Here is a 17,451-nt window from a genome sequence, read left to right on the forward strand (position 1 = left end):
TGAGGACGGCAGTAATAGACATAAAAAAATCCGGCTCCATAAGGGGAAACCGGATTGTCCTATGTTCAGAAGATCGGTCAACCGATCCTTAACTGATCAGCATTGCGGCAATAGCCGGGCTTTTTTGTGCTTTGATAGCGCAGGATGCGCTCCATTTTGATTGCCGCTAACGGTACATCGGCATTGCGGAGCCTAAAACTTTACATTTATTTACATCAGATTCCGGTACCTTGACTAAGAACTTTACAAAACCATCGATTACAATCTTTTTCTTTCACATCTTAGTTTAGGTACTTGCAACGCAGCTATGTGGTTTCAAATTGCTAAACAGGCATGTTTGATTGTTGGGTTGATTTGTTTAATTGGCTGCTCATCATCGACTCCCTCAACTGAACAACTGATTGCGCAATCATCATTGCTTGCTCCGACACAATGGCAAGAATTGGATGACATGAGCCAGTCTCCGATTGATTTTGATTCACGTTGGGGGATCAGGTTGCCAGAACAGAGTGCAGAGTTTTTACAACAGGCGCTGCGAGATAATCAATCGATCAATATTGCTATTGCAAGGCTGCGCCAAGCCAATGCCGATGTGCAAACGCGGCGGGCGGCATTGTTGCCTGACTTTGATATTCGCGCCAGTCACTCACATCGACAGATTGACGACGACGGCAACAAAAAAACTCGCGATACGTCGAGTCTTGCAGTGACCGCAAGTTGGGAACTGGATTTGTGGCAACGGCTCGATGATTTAAGCAACTCAGCCGAGTTAAATGCCAAGATCAGCGAGCTTGATTGGCGGGCTCTGCAGCTATCGATACAAGGCCAAGTACTGTCGGCTTGGCTAGATGTCATTGAAACTACCCAACGACAAGCGCTTATCGAGCGCAATATCGTTGTACAGCAACGGCGTTTGGCGCTGTCTGAGCGTCGCCTTGATCTAGGCTTAGTGACCTCGGTCGATGTTCGCAACGGTCGTAATACCTTGGCTGGTTTACGGGCCAATTTATCGAGCTCAAGAATTGCTTTAAAGGCAGACAAACGTCGATTGCAGCTGCTGCTGGCCCAATACCCAAGTGGCATCATCACGTTGAACACCGAGTTGCCAGAATTACTGCCACTTCCCGTGCTCAACACGCCACAATCGATTTTACTCAACCGGCCCGATATCCAGGCTGCATTGTTAGGGGTGCAGGCTGCTGGCTATGAAGTTGATGCGGCTGAGAAGGCCAAGTTACCGAGAATTACATTCAATGGTAGCTATGGCACCAATCAGCAAGACTTTGCCGACTTGTTCGACTTGGACCGCTGGCTGGGCTCGGTTACTGGTGCTTTGGTTCAACCAATTTTCTACCGCGGCGAGTTAGAGGCCCAAGTAGAGAGGAAAAAGGCCGCAGCTGACATTGCCAAGTTGGGATTGGAACAAAGTTTACTCAAGGCATGGCTGGAAGTTGAAAACAACCTCACCGAGGAACAATTGCTGGCGGAGCGACAGGCGCATTTGGCCGAAGCTTTGGTTCAGGCAAAGGCCGCGGAGGTGAAGACTGAGCAAGACTATGAGCTTGGCTTGGCAACCAGTTTTGAATTGCTAGCGACCCAACGCAGTAGCATCAACAATGAAAATGCGTTGATCGTTGCCAACATTGCCCGTCTGAAAAACCGTATCTCGCTGATGCTGGCCATTGGCATCGTCAATCAACAAGAGCAGCTATCGCAAGCTGATGAGCAACTATTAACAGCCCCCGCATCTTCCCAGCAGGGAAGTGCGGCGAGCACAGAGGAACATGTTGGTGCTTAAATTTATAAAACAATCAGTAGTTGCCAAACGCGCTGTTTCAGTCGCTGTTCTTGGCCTGATCATTTATGGAATTTTAGTTGTTCTCGATGCCAACAAGCCGGTTCCAGAAGAACGCAAAACCAAACCCAAACGGACGCAGGTGTTTGTTCAAAAAGTCGCAGTTGGTGAGCAAGTGATGCAGGTGATTGCCCAAGGTGTCGCCACTCCGAAGAGCTCTGTGCAATTAAAAGCCAGAGTGGAAGGGCAAATAGTCGCCGTGCACCCCAACTTCGTCAATGGTGGTCAAGTTCGTCAGGGCGACGTGCTGGTGCAATTGGAAACCGAGGACTATGAGCTGAGTGTCATTCAAGCCAAAGCCAAAGTTGCCCAAGCCGCAGAGAAATTCACCAAGTCCAGTGCGCAAGCTCACAGTGCTCAGCGCGAATTGATGGAACTAGGGCGCCACGACGCCTCTGAACTAGCTCGAGGAATCCCGCAACTTAACTATGCCAAGGCTGAACTTGAGTCAGCAAAAGCGGCCCTGGCTCAAGCCGAACTAGCGCTGAGTCGAACCCAAATTATTGCGCCATTTAACGGCATCATAGAGTCTGAATCAGTCAGCGTTGGGCAGCTGGTAAATCGCAATAGCAGCTTGGGTAAAATGTTTGCCAACGATCTGATGGAAGTCGCATTGTCATTGAGCCTAGCGAACATGCAGTTGTTGGGAATGCCGCTGAACTATGGCAGCAGTTATGCACAGTCGCGCTATCCGGTTGAGCTATACAGCCAAATGGGTCCTCAACAAGCAACTTGGCAGGGCAAGATTGTCCGCAGTTCAGGCCTGATCGACAGTCAAACACGCACGGTTCAGATTGTTGTCGAAGTGCCAGACCCCTATGGCTTGCAGAACCCGGGAAGTGACCAACCTCCGTTGCTTGCCGGACTGTTTGTCAATGCTCAAATTGCTGGCCGTTCGGTGCCGGACTTAGCGGTCATTCCACGAAAGGCTCTGCGAAACAAAAACAAAATCTGGCTTGTTGATGATGACAACCGCTTGACTGTTACCGACGTGACCATCGTTAGCAAAGATCAGGGCCGGGCATGGGTGAGCGGGTTAACGGCCGGCAGCCGGGTGATTACCTCAAGTTTACCTATTGCCACGGTTGGTATGAGTTTGCGGCCCACCAACGAAAAATCTGTATCGCCAATCGATAGTCAGTTGGCCAATGAGCAGGGGCAGATTGTTCCGAAGAAACGCCAACAAAAATCAAAAGATGATGGTGGTGTTGGCACTGCCAAACTAGAAAGAAGCCTGCGCAAGGGCAAGTTAGCTGGGGATATCTAACAATGACCGGAGTATTGCGTTGGTGGGTTAAAAATCCGATAGCGGCAAACTTATCCATGGTGGCTCTGGTTGTCGCAGGCTTGCTGAGTTATTTCTTTGCGGTAGAAAAAGAACCATTTCCAATGGTCAAACAGCCGATTATGGATATTCGGATGTCTTGGCCTGGCGCCGGTCCTAAAGACATCGAAGAGCAGATACTGATTCGTTTCGAACAGGCGTTAAAAAGCGTCGAGGACGTCAAAAGCATTACCTCAATTGCTCGGGAAGGCTATGCCTCGGTGAAGGTTGAAGGCAAGGAGAGTGTCGATAAACGCCAGTTTGCAGATAGCGTCCGTGAGAAAATCAATGCCGTCAATTCATTGCCCGGAGACGCCGATCGGCCGAGGGTTAGTGAGCGAGTCAATCGCCGAGAAATGATTCGCATCGCGTTGCATGGTGATGCCGACCGACAAACACTCAATCATCTTGCTGTTCAGATCCGCAATGAAATTTCGGCGTTACCATTGATTTCAACTGTTCGACTTGAGGGGGCGAATAGAGAGGAGGTTTCCATCGAAATCTCTGAGCAAAAAATGCGCCTCTATAACTTGAGCTTCGATAAAGTTGCTACCGCAATCCGTAATAGCTCTCTCAACTCATCGTCTGGAATGATTCGCGATGATGCCGGTAGTTTGCAATTAACCATTCGTAGCAGGGCAGAGCAGCAGCAACAGTTTGAAGACATCGTTTTGCGCCGCTCTGCAAATGGCGCGACCTTATACCTCGGCGATGTTGCTGATGTGAAGTACGATGTCCAGGAAGCGCGCTACCGTTCAGTGTTCGATGGCGAGCAAGCGGTATTAGTCGAAGTCATGAATGCCGACTACATGAATATCGTCAAAATGAGTGACAGCGTGAAGGCCTATCTTGAGTCCAAGCGCCAACAATTGCCGCCATCACTAAAACTCACCCTGTGGGAAAACTGGAATGATTCCTATCAGTCACGTTTATCTACCATTCTCAATAGTGCAACGTCAGGCTTAATACTGGTCTTTATTTTACTGATGTTGTTCTTGCAACGGACCGTTGCGCTATGGGTTAGCGCTGGCATCGGTGTGGCCTTTGCTGCGTCGTTTGCTCTATTGCCGTCGGTTGATGTGTCGCTAAACATGCTCTCGTTGTTCGCTTTTCTAATGGTCATCGGCATCGTTGTTGATGATGCGATAGTCATCGGAGAAAGCATTCACCTTGCCAATGAATCCGGTTTAGAGGGGGATGAAGCGGCGATCAAAGGAGTCAGTGACGTTGCCAAACCTGTGTTGTTTGGGGTGCTAACCACCATGGTTGTGTTTGCTCCAATGGCCTTTCTTCCGGGCAGTACCGCAGAATACACTCGTTCGATCTCTCTGGTTGTGGTGTTAGCTCTGGCATTTTCTTTGTTCGAAGCGCTGCTGATTTTGCCATCCCACTTACGACATTTGAAAAACAAGCCACAACAGCAGTCTCGCTCTTGGTTTAGTCGCCTGCAACTGCGCATTGCCAACGGTATGCAGTACTTGGCTAACTTTGTCTACGGCCGCTTTATTGTTTGGTTGCTCAAACACAAATACGGCGTCATCACAGTGTTTGTCGGTATGTTGCTGATCAGTATCAACCTGCTTAACAACAACTATGTCCAACAGTCTTTCATGCCGCAAATTAGCGGTGACAAGATCAAGTTGATGGTGACTTTACCGGACAACTCAAGCTATGAACGCACAGAGCAGGTACTGCAGCAAATTAATCAAGGCAGTGAACAGCTCATCGAATCAGTAGAGTTGAGCGGCGGCCAGCTGGTTGAACATGTATACAACCAAGTTTGGGGCACTCGGGTGATGAGTGAACTCAAGTTGGTTGATGCTGAGCTGAGAGCGATGACTATTGAACAGGCCTCTGACAAGCTTCAGGAATTAATCGGCGATATTCCTGATGCCGAAGAAATCGAGTTTCGCTCCAGCATGAACACTAGCTCACCAAAAATCAGCTTTCGGATTCGCTCCAACGATACCGACGCGTTAAAGCTAGCACTCAATGACTTGAAGAATCACCTGAGCAAGTATCAGGGCATCAACTTGATTCGAGATTCAATGGATAAAGGTAGCACCGAGATGGTGTTTGCTTTGAAACCAGGCGCGGAGCAATTGGGTATCTCGCTACGTGATGTGTCTAAGCAAGTCAAACAAGCTTATTTTGGCCAGGAGGTCGATCGATTGGCGACTTGGACAGGCGATGTTCGCGTCAAAGTTCGCTACTCAAAGCAGGAACGTGATTCGATTGATACTTTGCAGCATATGAGGATTCGGACTAAAGATGGTCGTGAAATCCCTCTAATGAGTGTTGTAGATGTCACTGAGCGGCCTGGAGTGCAGCGTATCTACCGGCGCGATGGCGAAAAAGTTGCGTCGTTGCGTGCCGAATATGGCGGAACCGATCAATACAGCGTTAATCGCGATATTCGTGACAACTTTATTCCACAGTGGCAAAAGCGTCACCCAGAAGTGAAGTTTGGCTCAGGAGACAGAGGCCAAGAGCGAGACGACTTCATTACCACGGTGATGCGACTCGAAGGGTTAGCTTTGCTAGTGTCCTACATGTTAATGGCGATTGCATTTCGCTCTTACATGCAGCCCTTATTGATTTTATCAGCGGTGCCGTTCGCCTTTATGGGCGCCATTGCCGGCCATTTGCTTCATGGTACGGTTTACTCCATGTTTTCTATGCTAGGCATCCTTGCCGCAGCCGGCGTTGTGATCAACGACAATTTGGTTTTGGTAGATGCCATTAATCGCCTCAGAGAGAAAGGCCATAATGCCGTCGAGGCGGTGATAGCGGCGGGTAAGTTGCGTTTTCGACCAATCGTACTGACGTCGATGACAACCTTTATTGGTTTGTTACCGATGATGTGGGCCAATAGCGTTCAAGCCAAGTTTTTGGTGCCCATGGTGGTATCCTTGGCCTACGGGGTGCTGCTCGCAACTATTATTACCTTAATCTTCGTGCCTTGCTTATATGTCGCTAGCATAGAAGTGCGCGATTTATGGCGCCAGTTTCAGGCAAGCGATTACTATCCCTTGGGTAACAAAAGCAATGATCTGTAACGCCAACAATTGCTTGCTAGGGAAGGTCTAAGTTGCATGAAGAGCGCTGGATTGGTCGGAGTTTGAGCAAATTCGCGAAACATTTCAGCATTATTAAAATTAGTGTTGACACTAAAAGGCTGGCTGCTTAGAATGCGCCTCGCTCTTGAGGGCTAGGGGTCATATCCTCTCTCAAGTCAGCATTTTGGGGCTATAGCTCAGCTGGGAGAGCGCTTGCATGGCATGCAAGAGGTCGGCAGTTCGATCCTGCCTAGCTCCACCAAATTTCGTTTGTATTGGATTCGTTCGATACAGGCCATCAACGAGGAATTAGGCGCCTCTCTCGCTACGAGAAACAGTTGATGTAAAACGACACAGTTTTGTGTGTCCCGTTCGTCTAGAGGCCTAGGACTCCGCCCTTTCACGGCGGCAACAGGGGTTCGAATCCCCTACGGGATACCACTTTTTCCAGTAGGAAAGCTCTTCGTATCTGAGCTAAATCGATGCGTTTAGGCCAGCGTTTGCTCTGGCAGACGTAAAAAGGTCGCACTATTGTGTGTCCCGTTCGTCTAGAGGCCTAGGACTCCGCCCTTTCACGGCGGCAACAGGGGTTCGAATCCCCTACGGGATACCATTTCCTTTTAGGAAAGTTCTTCGTATCTGAACTAAATCGATACGTTTAGGCCAGCGTTTGCTCTGGCAGACGTAAAAAGGTCGCACTATTGTGTGTCCCGTTCGTCTAGAGGCCTAGGACTCCGCCCTTTCACGGCGGCAACAGGGGTTCGAATCCCCTACGGGATACCATTTCTTTCCGGGGCTATAGCTCAGCTGGGAGAGCGCTTGCATGGCATGCAAGAGGTCCGCGGTTCGATCCCGCGTAGCTCCACCAAACTCTTTCAGCATTCTCTCTTTATCTATTTGAAACATCCGTGCGGACTGGTTCCGTGAGCGGATTATCAATTATTTCCATATTCTCTTTCTTAGCTCTTTGAATTCACTAACTCACAACACTTAACTAACTTTTAACGGGTCGTTAGCACGCGGTCAAATACTGGCTGATTGGTGTTTGGTGCTTCTTTCATTGATAAAGGCTGCGCCGGTCGCAGAGCCTAGGTTGAGAGTATGGCTTACCAAAATTTTACGACTTTTAAGGTTGAAATCGATGCCGGGATAGCTTGGGTTACATTCGATTACCCTCCGGTTAATGTTCAAGGGCAAGAGATGTTAGCTGATCTGAATAGTTTGGCTTTTCGGCTTGAGCGTGATCGCAGCATTAAGGTTGTCGTTTTTCAGTCGGCTCACCCAGAAATCTGGGTATGTCACTATGACACCGATTTACTCAAAGAAATGAGTCGCGATGCTATTTCGCGAGATGAGGCTAAGGTACTCGACCTACAAGCGGTTTGTGAGCGAGTTAGTAAATTGCCACAAGCTACCATCGCCAAGCTGGAAGGTTTTGCTCGTCGCATCGCCCAGTGGCCAGCCGACTCTATCAATGCCTGTAAGCAGGCGGTTTACGAATCGATTGACTTGCTAATTGAACAAGCACTTAAAGCGGAGGCCTACTGGCTGTATCAGGCCACTAGCAAAACATCAGCGGTTACCCGCTTTCAATGGGCCAACGATCAAGGTGCTCAATTTGATATCGACAATCAACGAAACTGGGAGCAATTAGTTGTCAATGTTCAAGACGTCAACGATTGATACCATCGCAGGTTTGAAGGCCGTTAAACTATTTAGATTGCTATAAGGCAACAAAAAACCAGAACTGTCGTTCTGGTTTTTTTATCGCATCATGGTGCTAGGCTTGGGGAACGGTTACCGCCAGTTTTTGAGCAATGTCGTGCACTTCAACATAACCTTCTTGCTTGCTACGAATATAGTTGGCAGTCCGGTCTGCGCCAGCTTCAGCGGCAAAGCTGCCAATATCTTCACCATTACAAACAACATTGTTGGCTACTAATTGCATATCAATGCGATAACTAGCCACGGTGGTTTTGAAAGTGTGGACTCGATTACTTTGGCTGCTCAGGCAAATATCTACCAGGGCGTTTTCCACATAAGGGTCCATCGCTGCAGTTGATGTTGCAACAGATGCCATACCCATAGTCGCTGCTGCGACTGTCAAACATACCTTGTTCATTGTGTGTCTCCAGCTTATTGGTTGGTTGCTGAAAGCCTTAGTAAAGCTTAAACAAAGGGTTCTGGGTGTTGCCACATGTAACATAAAACCATGTCATTTTTGGGTATATTGCATGCAACTTTGTTAAATGCCTCTATACTCAGCAAGCTAGGACCACATTGGTGTTATTGATAAGCATTCTCGCATTTACAATTGGTTACTTGGTTAAAGAATTGGTTACATTTTGACCGGATTAAATCCGGTTATTCTTGCCTTTCATCATTGAAATCGTCTTGACTTCCTTCGCCTGACTTCCTGATTTGAACATCACTACACGCGCAAGCACTTGCTCTTCTGTCGTTATTGCTCGCCTGGCGAGCAACAAAAACGGCTGTTGCAGAGATGTTAACTACACCACGGTTTTTAAATTTAATGTTTGTTGTTAACAATAAACTTTGCACGGAGTCTCGGATTTGGTACTTGTTAGTGTGGTTTTATTTCCTTCGAAGTACCAAGGCTAGAGAGATATCGAGTGACTATATGCGACATTTTCGATCGTTAAGAATACAAACAAGAATTATCCTATTGATTTTATTGCCACTACTGGCAATCGCAGGGCTGTCGTTACAGTCAGTGTTCGAATCAAGGGAGCAGATTAGTAAATTACAGCAGCTGAATACAGCGTTGGATTACGCTGACGTGGCGTATCCATTTATAACGGCATCTTTACAAGAATCCTATTACACCCGGATTTATCTTGATAGCCGTGGTAATGATATCAATATGGCTAAACAGCAAATGTTGTCAAAGCGCCGGCAAACAGAGCAGCACCAGCGCGCGTTTTTGCAGTTTATCAATAACCATCTTGAAACGCTGCGCAGTTACCAAGCGCTGATGAATGATATTGAGATCTTTCTACCACTGGTCGATAGGATGCAATATGTCAGACAAGCGGCCGATCAAAAACTACATAAAAGCAGCGCATACAAGGATAAGGTGGGTGGTGATATTCACACCATGTACTTTTTCAATGAAATGGTCCGCAAAGTAGCCGACTCAATGAATCAAGTTGCAGTGATTGCCACTCAGCAGGAGCAGGTTTCGCGAATAGCAAATGCGTACACTAATTTGATTGCAATGAATGTTGAAGCCACATTCCACAACAGCATGATTGGGCTTGCCAGAGATAATGCCATGGACATCTATATCTTTGGTGAAATCATGAGTGGCTATCAAAAATACAACAAGGCATACGTGCGATTTTTTAACTTTGCGACCGCTAAGTCGGCAGGTGTTCTGACGGCCATGATGAATAGTGCGAATCAAAAGCGTTGGGATGATGTCGCACTGAAAGCACGTTCAAATGTTTACCAAACCCAAAATAAGCCGTTGATTATTGATGCAGACGTTGATTTAGAGCGACTTAGCCAAACTCAATTTGACGCCTTTGATGACGCCATTAGCCAAGTCGTCTCTGAGTTGATTGAAACTAAAGACCGGCTTATCGATGATGCAGAGTCGACTGCTATTCAAGCGATACTATTGGGGCTTGGCATCTTGGTATTGGTGATCTTCCTCTCTACCGTGATTGCAAAAAGCATTACCCAACCGCTCTCTGGTTTGGTGAAGGTGTTTCGCCAAGTCGCGCAAGACAAGAACATGACGGTGGCGCTAGATACCAGTGGTAAAGATGAGTTGAGCGAACTGAGTCAGGTGTTTGCCGATTTATTGGGACGTTTGCGGCAAGCGTTGATGAATGTCCAAGAGGAAGCCAACAGCATTCATGACACCAGTGACTCAATGGCAGTGCTGATGGATGAATCCGTTGGTCTTTCAGAGCACCAGTTCAAAGCCACAGAGAGTATCTCAGTGGCAATTAATGAAATGTCGAGCACCATTACCGAGGTTGCCACCATGGCATCGCATTCATCTGAAGCGGTTGAGCGTGCTCATCAGTCATCGGTGACCAGCTTTGAGAATGCCCAAGCTAGCAGAGAAATCATGGATAGCTTGACGGTCGAACTTGGCAACACTCAAGAAGTGATGATGCGGTTGGTGAAAGAAACGGAAGCGATCACCGATGTTGCTACCATGATTCAAGGGATTGCGGAGCAGACCAATTTACTCGCCTTGAATGCTGCCATTGAAGCTGCGCGAGCAGGAGAGCAAGGGCGTGGTTTTGCCGTGGTGGCAGATGAAGTCAGAAGTCTCGCTTATCGGACTCAGGAGTCGACCGAAACCATTCGTAGCCAGATCGAAAAGTTGCAGGCCGAATCAAAGTCAGTGACTGCCAATATGAGCGCGCTGCAGGAGGAGAATACTCGAGCAGTTACCATTGTCGAATCCAATTCGACGGCGTTAGAGTCAATGAAAGCTGAACTCGACCAAATTATGGCGCAGTCGATTCAGATTGCGACCGCAACAGAGGAGCAAACTTCCGTCGCTGAAGAGATCAATGAGAGGGTAACCTCGCTATCGGATGATAGTCGCGGTATTCAGGGCAAAACTGAAGGAACAACTCGGTCAACTCAGCGCCTGCAGCAAACAGCTTCAATGCTGCACCAGCACATTTCAGAATTCCAATTGCAATAATCAAAAAGGCTCACTGCGATGGCGCAGTGAGCCTTAATATTTGATTCAGCCTACAATCGCGCGGCGTAATTAATTCATTACCAACAGCTCGCCATGCTCAAGGCGTTGATTGAGGTACTGAGCAATATTGTGCGAGTTATGCTCAGCGGCAAATTCGGCGATTGGCATGCCGTTACAAACTACTTTATTGGCCACATCTTCGACATCCAAGCGATACTCTTGAATGGTATCTCGAAGTGATGCTACCCGATTACTAATTGCCGACTGACAGACATCTTGTAATGCCTTCTCGACATATGGGTCCATCGCGGCTTGCGCTTGTGATGCAATAAGAACGGTTGTTGTGAGTGCTGTAGCAGCGAGCTTCTTCATCATGACAATTCTCTCCATAGCTTTTGTTTGTTAGCGGCCGCATTGATTTGACAGATCAGGTAAATGGCCGAGGGATTGTTTTAACCCTTGGCGCAGAGTCTAGAGCCGAGAATGTGAGATTGGATGTCGACTAAATGAGCGAATATGTCATTGAAATATGTGTATGTTGTATGCAATCACCGAAATGCATAGCTAACCCTTGCCAGAGCTGGGTTTAAAGTAATTACTCAAGTCTGGCAAATGTGTTTTGTAATGCCTCTCATTTATAACTAGTTACATTTGAGCGCCATTTTTATCGTTGATCGACTTGATATGACGTCGTAACAAAGGTTCTATGATGTCAGCAATAAGCGGTTGAGCCTTGGCATTTGGGTGTAGTCCGTCGGCTTGCATCAAGTCGTCTTTGATTGCAATTGTCTGAAGAAAAAACGGCAATAATTCAATTTGTTGTTGCTTAGCTACGTCGCTGAACATAGCAGTGAAAGCTTGACTATAGCGTGGGCCATAGTTGGGCGGGATCATGATTTCAGCCAAGATAACCTCACCACCTTGCTCCTCAATGAGGTCGATCATGCGGTTGAGGTTGGTTTTACTGTCGGTTAAACGGTAGCCACGAAGGCCGTCATTCGCACCAAGTTGAAGAAACACTAGGGCTGGTTGGTGTGCTTTGAGCGTTGTTGGTAGCCGAGCCAGGCCGCCCTGGGTTGTTTCGCCGCTGACACTGGCATTGACCACTTGCCACGGTTCACCCTGCCAACGTTCGGCGATCAGAGCAGGCCAAGATTGCTCGGGCTCTAAGCCATAGCCAGCACTTAAACTGTCACCGTAAATGAGCACAGTGGCGGCAAATGACGTTGAAGAAAAAAATAACAAACTTACGAGAAGACTTTTCCACATGACGTACCAAACTCCGGAATTCGTATTGCATGCTGAAGGGATCAGCAAACAAGTTGCTACTGAGGCGCATAATCTCACCATACTTCAACCCACAGAATTGAAAGTCAAGTCAGGGACTACTGCCAGTGTGGTGGGAGCGTCAGGCTCTGGTAAGTCGACGTTACTGAGTTTGCTGGCGGGATTGGATCGGCCTTCGAGTGGTCAAATGACCTTGTTGGGGCAGCGTATTGACAACCTTGACGAAGATGGTCGAGCGGCTGTCCGAGCCGGTCAAGTTGGTTTTGTGTTTCAATCGTTTATGTTATTGCCTGCGTTGACTGCCGTGGAAAATGTGATGTTACCGGCAGAACTCAATGGGATGGCCGATGCCCGAGACAGGGCAATGGCGTGGCTTGATAAAGTAGGGTTGGCTAGCCGAGCTAGCCATAAACCATCGGAGTTATCTGGTGGTGAGCAACAACGGGTGGCAATTGCTCGCGCGTTTGTCACTGATCCTAAGCTGGTGTTTGCCGATGAGCCTACCGGTAACCTCGATAGTCAAACCGGTCTTGCAGTCAATGAACTGCTGTTTAAGACCCATGCCGAGCAGCAAACAACCTTAATACTAGTCACCCATGACAATGGCTTGGCGCAACAGTGTCAATTCCAGTACCGCATGCAAGCAGGGGTATTGACGGAGACCACGCCATGAATGCATTGAAAGCAATCTGGCAGCATTGGCGGCAAACAGAAACCTGGTTGTTGTTTGTCTCGGTAGCTCTGGCGATCTTTGCTTGCTATAGCCTCACTTCTGTTGGCGTGTTGATGCAGCAGTCGTTGATCAAGACCAGTGCTGAGCTCATGGGCGCTGACCGGATCCTCAGCGGTACGCGCCCGTCCAAGCCTGAGTGGTTAGCACACGCAGAGCAGCAAAACTTGCGTATCAGTGAACAGTGGTTGTTCAACTCCATGGTGTTTGCTGGCCAATCCATGGATGCGCCGATGCAGTTGGTGTCAACCAAAGCGGTTGATGATAACTACCCTGCCAAAGGCGAGCTTCGAGTGCAAACAGCTAACGGTATCACTGCCGAACTACCTGAGTCTGGAGTGGTTTATGCCGATCAACGTTTGCGCGAACTACTGGCCGTTGAGTTAGGCGATCAAATTGAGCTAGGGCAGGCGACGTTTACCCTTCAGGGCTGGATTATTCGTGAGCCAGACAGTGGCTTGAGCGTATTTGGTAATTTGCCTTCGTTGTTGATGCGGTTAGCTGATGTTGACGCTACTGGTATTGTGCAACCGGGGAGCCGTTTGGCGTATCGCTATCTGCTCACTGGTGATGATGAGCCGCTGTCGGCTTTCGATCAGTGGTTAAAGCCACAGTTACCAGAAATCTATCGCTATCGTGGTGTTAGTGATGATGATTTTGCTTTTTCCCGAGCGCTGAAGCGCTCAGACACCTTTCTTCGTTTGGCTGGATTGCTGACTGTGTTGTTGACATTGGCGGCCATGGCCGTCATTTGTCAGCGCTTCACTGAGCGCCAACGGCGGGAAGTGGCCTTGCTCAAAGCCTTCGGCCAAGCTCGTCAGGATTTGATCCTGCGTTATAGCCTGCTGATGTTAAGCGTTTTCGTCAGTGCCATTATTGTTGGTATTGGCGCTTCGCACAGTTTGCTGCTCATACTTGCCGAACAAATTGCCGAGATAATGCCCAATCTCAGCGTCCAGTTGGTTGGATCAGCGGCGCTGTTGAGCATCATCGCCGCTTGTGGTGGTTGCGTGCTGTTTTGTTGGCTGCCATTCAAGCAACTGCTGGCAACCCCTTCAAGTGCTTTGATCCAAGGGCATGGCGCGGTCACCATTCAACCCAGTTGGGGTTGGCGCTTGTTACAGTTGGCGGCAGTTTTCGGCCTGCTAATGAGTTTTGCCAAAAGCTGGTTGCTGGCGCTACTGCTATTGCTTGCTGGTGCGTTGAGTATCGTCTTGGTGGCACTTGCCAGCCTTGGCCTTATCGCAGGTTTGAGCCGTTTATCTCAAGGTCAAAAACTGAGTTGGCGATTAGCGGTACGAAATGTTCAACGACGAATGACAGAAAATCGCTTGTTACTTGCCGGGTTTACCTTAGCGAGCTTGATGGTGATGAGCATTTACTACGTCCGCGGCGATTTGATTGACCAATGGCGTAGCCAAATGCCAGAGGGAGCAGCGAATCGTTTTGCGCTCAATATTCAGCAGCATCAGGTTGATGGCTTTGACAGCTGGTTGCAGCAACAAAACATAGGGACGAGCTATATGTACCCTGTAGTGCGAGGCCGCCTTGATGCCATCAATGCCGAGCCGATTCGCCAATTAGTCAGTAAAGATGACGAAATAGCCCGTCGCAGCATTCGTCGTGAGCTGAGTTTAACCATGCGTTCGCAATTGCCCGAAGGGAATGAGATAGAGCAGGGCGAATTCTTAACCGGTAGCGGTCAGGTATCAGTTGAAAGCCAACTTGCCGAGCGACTGAATATCAAATTGGGTGATGTGCTTACTTTTGATATTGCCGGTGTGCCAGCCTCTGCCACTGTGACTAGTTTACGGAAAGTCGATTGGAACAGTATGCGGCCGAATTTCTACATGATTTTGTCTGATGATGTATTGGCTCCTTTTGCTGCCAGCTACCTTGCCAGCTTTCATCTGACCGAGTCACAAAAAACGTTGGCCGCTGATTTGATTAGGGCATTTCCCAATGTCACCTTGATTGATGTGGACGAGGCGATTGCCCGGGTTGAATCAATTTTGAAGCAATCGACAATGGCGATGACTGTGGTGTTGGTGCTGGTCACTGCCGCTGCTGGTTTGCTGCTAATCGCTCAAGTACGAGCTGGTATGGATGCCCGCCAACAAGAGCTGATCACGATGCAAACGCTCGGGGCTGGGCGCGCGGTACTAATTCGCAGTACCTTGTTTGAATTTTTGGTGCTTGGTTTTATTGCCGGTGGGGTGGCCGTGATCGCCAGCGAAATGCTATTGGCTGGTGTATTTGTACTGCTGTTTAAGCTATCCGCCCAACCTCACTTTAGCCTCTGGCTGTTGGGGCCTGGATTTGCCGCCGGGATCATCACTAGCATTGGTTGGCTTCAGTGTCGACGAATGTTGCGCGAAGGAGCACTGACCCGTTTGCGTCAGCAAATCAGTGGTGGTTAGACCGCTTAGCGGTGTTGGCATTCGTTGCCGCAGCTGAACCAGCTGCGGCTTCTTCAAATTTGATCACATTATTCTGCTTTCAGTTGCTCTAAACTCTCGCTCAAACACTCAAGAAAGCGCTTACATGAAAAGATTACTTGTTACTTTGGCTTTAGCCACTTCCATGATTGTTAGCGGTTGCGGTGCCGCTAATGATGCTCACCAAAACCAAAGCTCCGACAATGGCAAAGTCATTCAACCAGAGCAGGTGTTTAACCCAACCATTGATGGAAAATGGATTGGCTTAGGCATCTCGTATGGTTCCTATCGCGATGGCGAGAGCCCTCACAAAGCAAGTGTCAGTAGTGAAGCGGACATTCTCGAAGATTTGACTATTTTGACCCAAAAGGGCAGCAAGTCTTGGCATTTGATCCGGATGTATGGTGCCGATCCGGCAAGTGAGCAAGTACTACGGGTCATTCGAAAACACCAGTTGCCTGTCCGAGTAATGCAAGGCGCCTGGTTATCGGGCCATCAAACCGCGCAGGAAAATGAACAGCAAATCAGCGAAGTTATTCGGCTTGCTAATGAATACCCTGATGTTGTTGTGGCAGTGAATGCTGGCAATGAAATCTTCGTCGATTGGTCATGGCACAAGTTTGGTCAGCAAGACTATGACATGTATATCGGTTGGATTGACCGAATCAAACAAGCGGTTGATGTGCCGGTGACACTGGCAGATGATTACAATTTTTGGAACAAGCCTTGGAGTCAAGCCATTGCCGCAGAGTTAGACTTTATCGTACTCCACGCATATGCGATGTGGAATTCGCAAACCTTGGAAAACGCCGTCAACTGGACCGCGACTATCTACGATGATATTCAGGCCAGATACCCAAATAAGCAAATCGTGTTAGGTGAATCGGGTTGGGCGACCAGCTCCATTTCGACCAATGGCGATGAGCGTCTTATCATTGGTGAGGCCAGTGAACAAGCACAAGCTGTTTTTCTCAAAGAATACAATGCGTGGCTAGAACAACGCCACATCGCTTCATTCTTGTTCGAGGCCTTCGATGAAAAGTGGAAGGGTGGAGAAGATAAGCCCGATGGCATTGCCGAAAAAAATTGGGGTATTTTCCGCTCCGACCGCACTCCGAAACAGGCTGTGGCTTCTTACTTCCCAGACTTAGTCGCGCAGTAAGTTAGTTAGCGCCCCTTGAAGCTCTGGATATTGAAATTCAAAACCAGCTTCGAGTAATCGGGTTGGTTTCACCTGCTGACCGGTCAACAGCAAGTTGGCCATTTCGCCAAACGCTAGCTTGAGGACAAAAGCTGGTGTAGTGAAAACGTGGGGTCGTTTTAAGGTTGCCGCCAGTTGCCTGCTGAACACTCTGTTGGTCACCGGACTTGGCGCCGTGGCATTATAGATGCCACTGGCCTTTGGATTGTTTAACAAAAACAATAGCAGCGCCACCATATCGTCAATATGAATCCAACTCATGAATTGTTGCCCAGTTCCCATTGGCCCTCCGAGCCCCAAACGGTAGGGTGGCAGCATTTTCTTCATAGCGCCAAAGCCGGGGGATAAGACGATACCGGTTCGGACGATACAAACTCGGGTTTGCTGAGCAACACGCGCCGCGCGTTTTTCCCATTCGGCACACACTCGATGAGCGAAGTCATCAGCTAGTAACTGTTGGTCTGGTTGGGTTGCCTCATCAACCACTCGTTGTTGCTGATCACCATAATAACCAATGGCTGAGCCACTGATGAACACAGGTGGCGAGGCGCAAGCTTGTATAGCATCAGCAATTTTCTCAGTTAAAGTCCACCGGCTGTCACATATTCTACGCTTCTGCTGCTGGCTCCAGCGTTTGTCTGCAATGGGCTCGCCAGCGAGGTTGATGACCGCGTCGTATTGCTCAAATTCATCAACACTAGGCAATGAACCAATGGCGACGACACGTTCTTGCCACAATTGTTTGGCAACCTCTGGGCGTCGCGTAAGCACAGTGACATGGCAGTCTTGAGGTAATTGGGCAATCAAATGTTGGCCGATAAAGCCGGTACCGCCTGTCACGAGAATACGCATGATTTGATGCCC

Annotated in this window: 13 protein-coding genes and 5 tRNA genes; 13 read left to right on the forward strand and 5 right to left on the reverse strand. The window is 48.5% G+C overall.

The window, feature by feature from the left end; genetic code table 11:
* Window positions 1–307 precede the first annotated feature (307 nt).
* From CBE68_RS14065 to CBE68_RS14105, 9 genes are all read left to right on the forward strand, one after another.
* Entirely contained in the window at window positions 308–1,798 is a 1,491-nt protein-coding gene (locus tag CBE68_RS14065; RefSeq protein WP_087506742.1) for an efflux transporter outer membrane subunit, read from the forward strand.
* Window positions 1,791–3,122: an efflux RND transporter periplasmic adaptor subunit gene (locus CBE68_RS14070; protein ID WP_158100615.1), complete on the forward strand. Its 1,332-nt coding sequence runs from the start codon at window positions 1,791–1,793 to the stop codon at window positions 3,120–3,122. Before CBE68_RS14065 ends, CBE68_RS14070 begins: the two co-directional genes overlap by 8 nt.
* A 2-nt stretch (window positions 3,123–3,124) precedes the next feature.
* On the forward strand, window positions 3,125–6,238 hold the full coding sequence (locus CBE68_RS14075) for an efflux RND transporter permease subunit (RefSeq protein ID WP_087506744.1): 3,114 nt from the start codon (window positions 3,125–3,127) through the stop codon (window positions 6,236–6,238).
* A gap of 186 nt (window positions 6,239–6,424) precedes the next feature.
* Window positions 6,425–6,500: transfer RNA gene (locus CBE68_RS14080), tRNA-Ala, on the forward strand.
* A 103-nt stretch (window positions 6,501–6,603) separates the two neighbouring features.
* Window positions 6,604–6,679 (forward strand) — tRNA-Glu (locus tag CBE68_RS14085).
* A 96-nt stretch (window positions 6,680–6,775) separates the two neighbouring features.
* Window positions 6,776–6,851, forward strand: a tRNA-Glu gene (locus CBE68_RS14090).
* Between the two features lie 94 nt (window positions 6,852–6,945).
* Window positions 6,946–7,021: transfer RNA gene (locus CBE68_RS14095), tRNA-Glu, on the forward strand.
* Between the two features lie 9 nt (window positions 7,022–7,030).
* Window positions 7,031–7,106, forward strand: a tRNA-Ala gene (locus tag CBE68_RS14100).
* A gap of 233 nt (window positions 7,107–7,339) precedes the next feature.
* Window positions 7,340–7,921, forward strand: coding sequence for an enoyl-CoA hydratase/isomerase family protein (locus tag CBE68_RS14105; protein WP_087506745.1), 582 nt, complete (start codon window positions 7,340–7,342; stop codon window positions 7,919–7,921).
* Window positions 7,922–8,018: 97 nt separating this feature from the next.
* Here CBE68_RS14105 and CBE68_RS14110 read toward each other — a convergent pair whose 3' ends face one another.
* Window positions 8,019–8,360, reverse strand: coding sequence for a DUF3718 domain-containing protein (locus tag CBE68_RS14110; RefSeq protein WP_158100616.1), 342 nt, complete (start codon window positions 8,358–8,360; stop codon window positions 8,019–8,021).
* A gap of 242 nt (window positions 8,361–8,602) precedes the next feature.
* The gene (locus CBE68_RS18760; RefSeq protein WP_158100617.1) at window positions 8,603–8,800 is read right to left on the reverse strand and encodes a hypothetical protein; all 198 of its coding nucleotides are present in this window, start codon (window positions 8,798–8,800) and stop codon (window positions 8,603–8,605) included.
* 124 nt (window positions 8,801–8,924) lie between these two features.
* Here CBE68_RS18760 and CBE68_RS14115 point away from each other — a divergent pair, with 124 nt between their 5' ends.
* On the forward strand, window positions 8,925–10,931 hold the full coding sequence (locus tag CBE68_RS14115; RefSeq protein ID WP_158100618.1) for a methyl-accepting chemotaxis protein: 2,007 nt from the start codon (window positions 8,925–8,927) through the stop codon (window positions 10,929–10,931).
* 69 nt (window positions 10,932–11,000) lie between these two features.
* On the opposite strand, the gene CBE68_RS14120 is transcribed toward CBE68_RS14115, so the two are convergent.
* Complete coding sequence (locus tag CBE68_RS14120; RefSeq protein WP_158100619.1) at window positions 11,001–11,306, reverse strand: DUF3718 domain-containing protein; 306 nt, start codon at window positions 11,304–11,306, stop codon at window positions 11,001–11,003.
* 270 nt (window positions 11,307–11,576) lie between these two features.
* On the reverse strand, window positions 11,577–12,200 hold the full coding sequence (locus tag CBE68_RS14125; RefSeq protein WP_087506749.1) for an arylesterase: 624 nt from the start codon (window positions 12,198–12,200) through the stop codon (window positions 11,577–11,579).
* On the opposite strand from CBE68_RS14125, the gene CBE68_RS14130 reads away from it, so the two are divergent.
* From CBE68_RS14130 to CBE68_RS14140, 3 genes are all read left to right on the forward strand, one after another.
* Window positions 12,199–12,891, forward strand: coding sequence for an ABC transporter ATP-binding protein (locus CBE68_RS14130; protein ID WP_087506750.1), 693 nt, complete (start codon window positions 12,199–12,201; stop codon window positions 12,889–12,891). The genes CBE68_RS14125 and CBE68_RS14130 overlap by 2 nt on opposite strands.
* Complete coding sequence (locus CBE68_RS14135; RefSeq protein ID WP_087506751.1) at window positions 12,888–15,368, forward strand: ABC transporter permease; 2,481 nt, start codon at window positions 12,888–12,890, stop codon at window positions 15,366–15,368. The genes CBE68_RS14130 and CBE68_RS14135 overlap by 4 nt, the downstream gene beginning before the upstream one ends.
* Before the next feature lie 124 nt (window positions 15,369–15,492).
* Complete coding sequence (locus CBE68_RS14140; protein WP_229744764.1) at window positions 15,493–16,548, forward strand: glycosyl hydrolase family 17 protein; 1,056 nt, start codon at window positions 15,493–15,495, stop codon at window positions 16,546–16,548.
* Here CBE68_RS14140 and CBE68_RS14145 read toward each other — a convergent pair.
* Window positions 16,534–17,439, reverse strand: a complete 906-nt coding sequence (locus CBE68_RS14145) for a TIGR01777 family oxidoreductase (RefSeq protein ID WP_087506752.1) — start codon at window positions 17,437–17,439, stop codon at window positions 16,534–16,536. The genes CBE68_RS14140 and CBE68_RS14145 overlap by 15 nt on opposite strands.
* Window positions 17,440–17,451 lie beyond the last annotated feature (12 nt).

Origin of the sequence: Neiella marina, assembly GCF_002165625.1 — a bacterium.
Lineage (GTDB): Bacteria > Pseudomonadota > Gammaproteobacteria > Enterobacterales > Neiellaceae > Neiella > Neiella marina.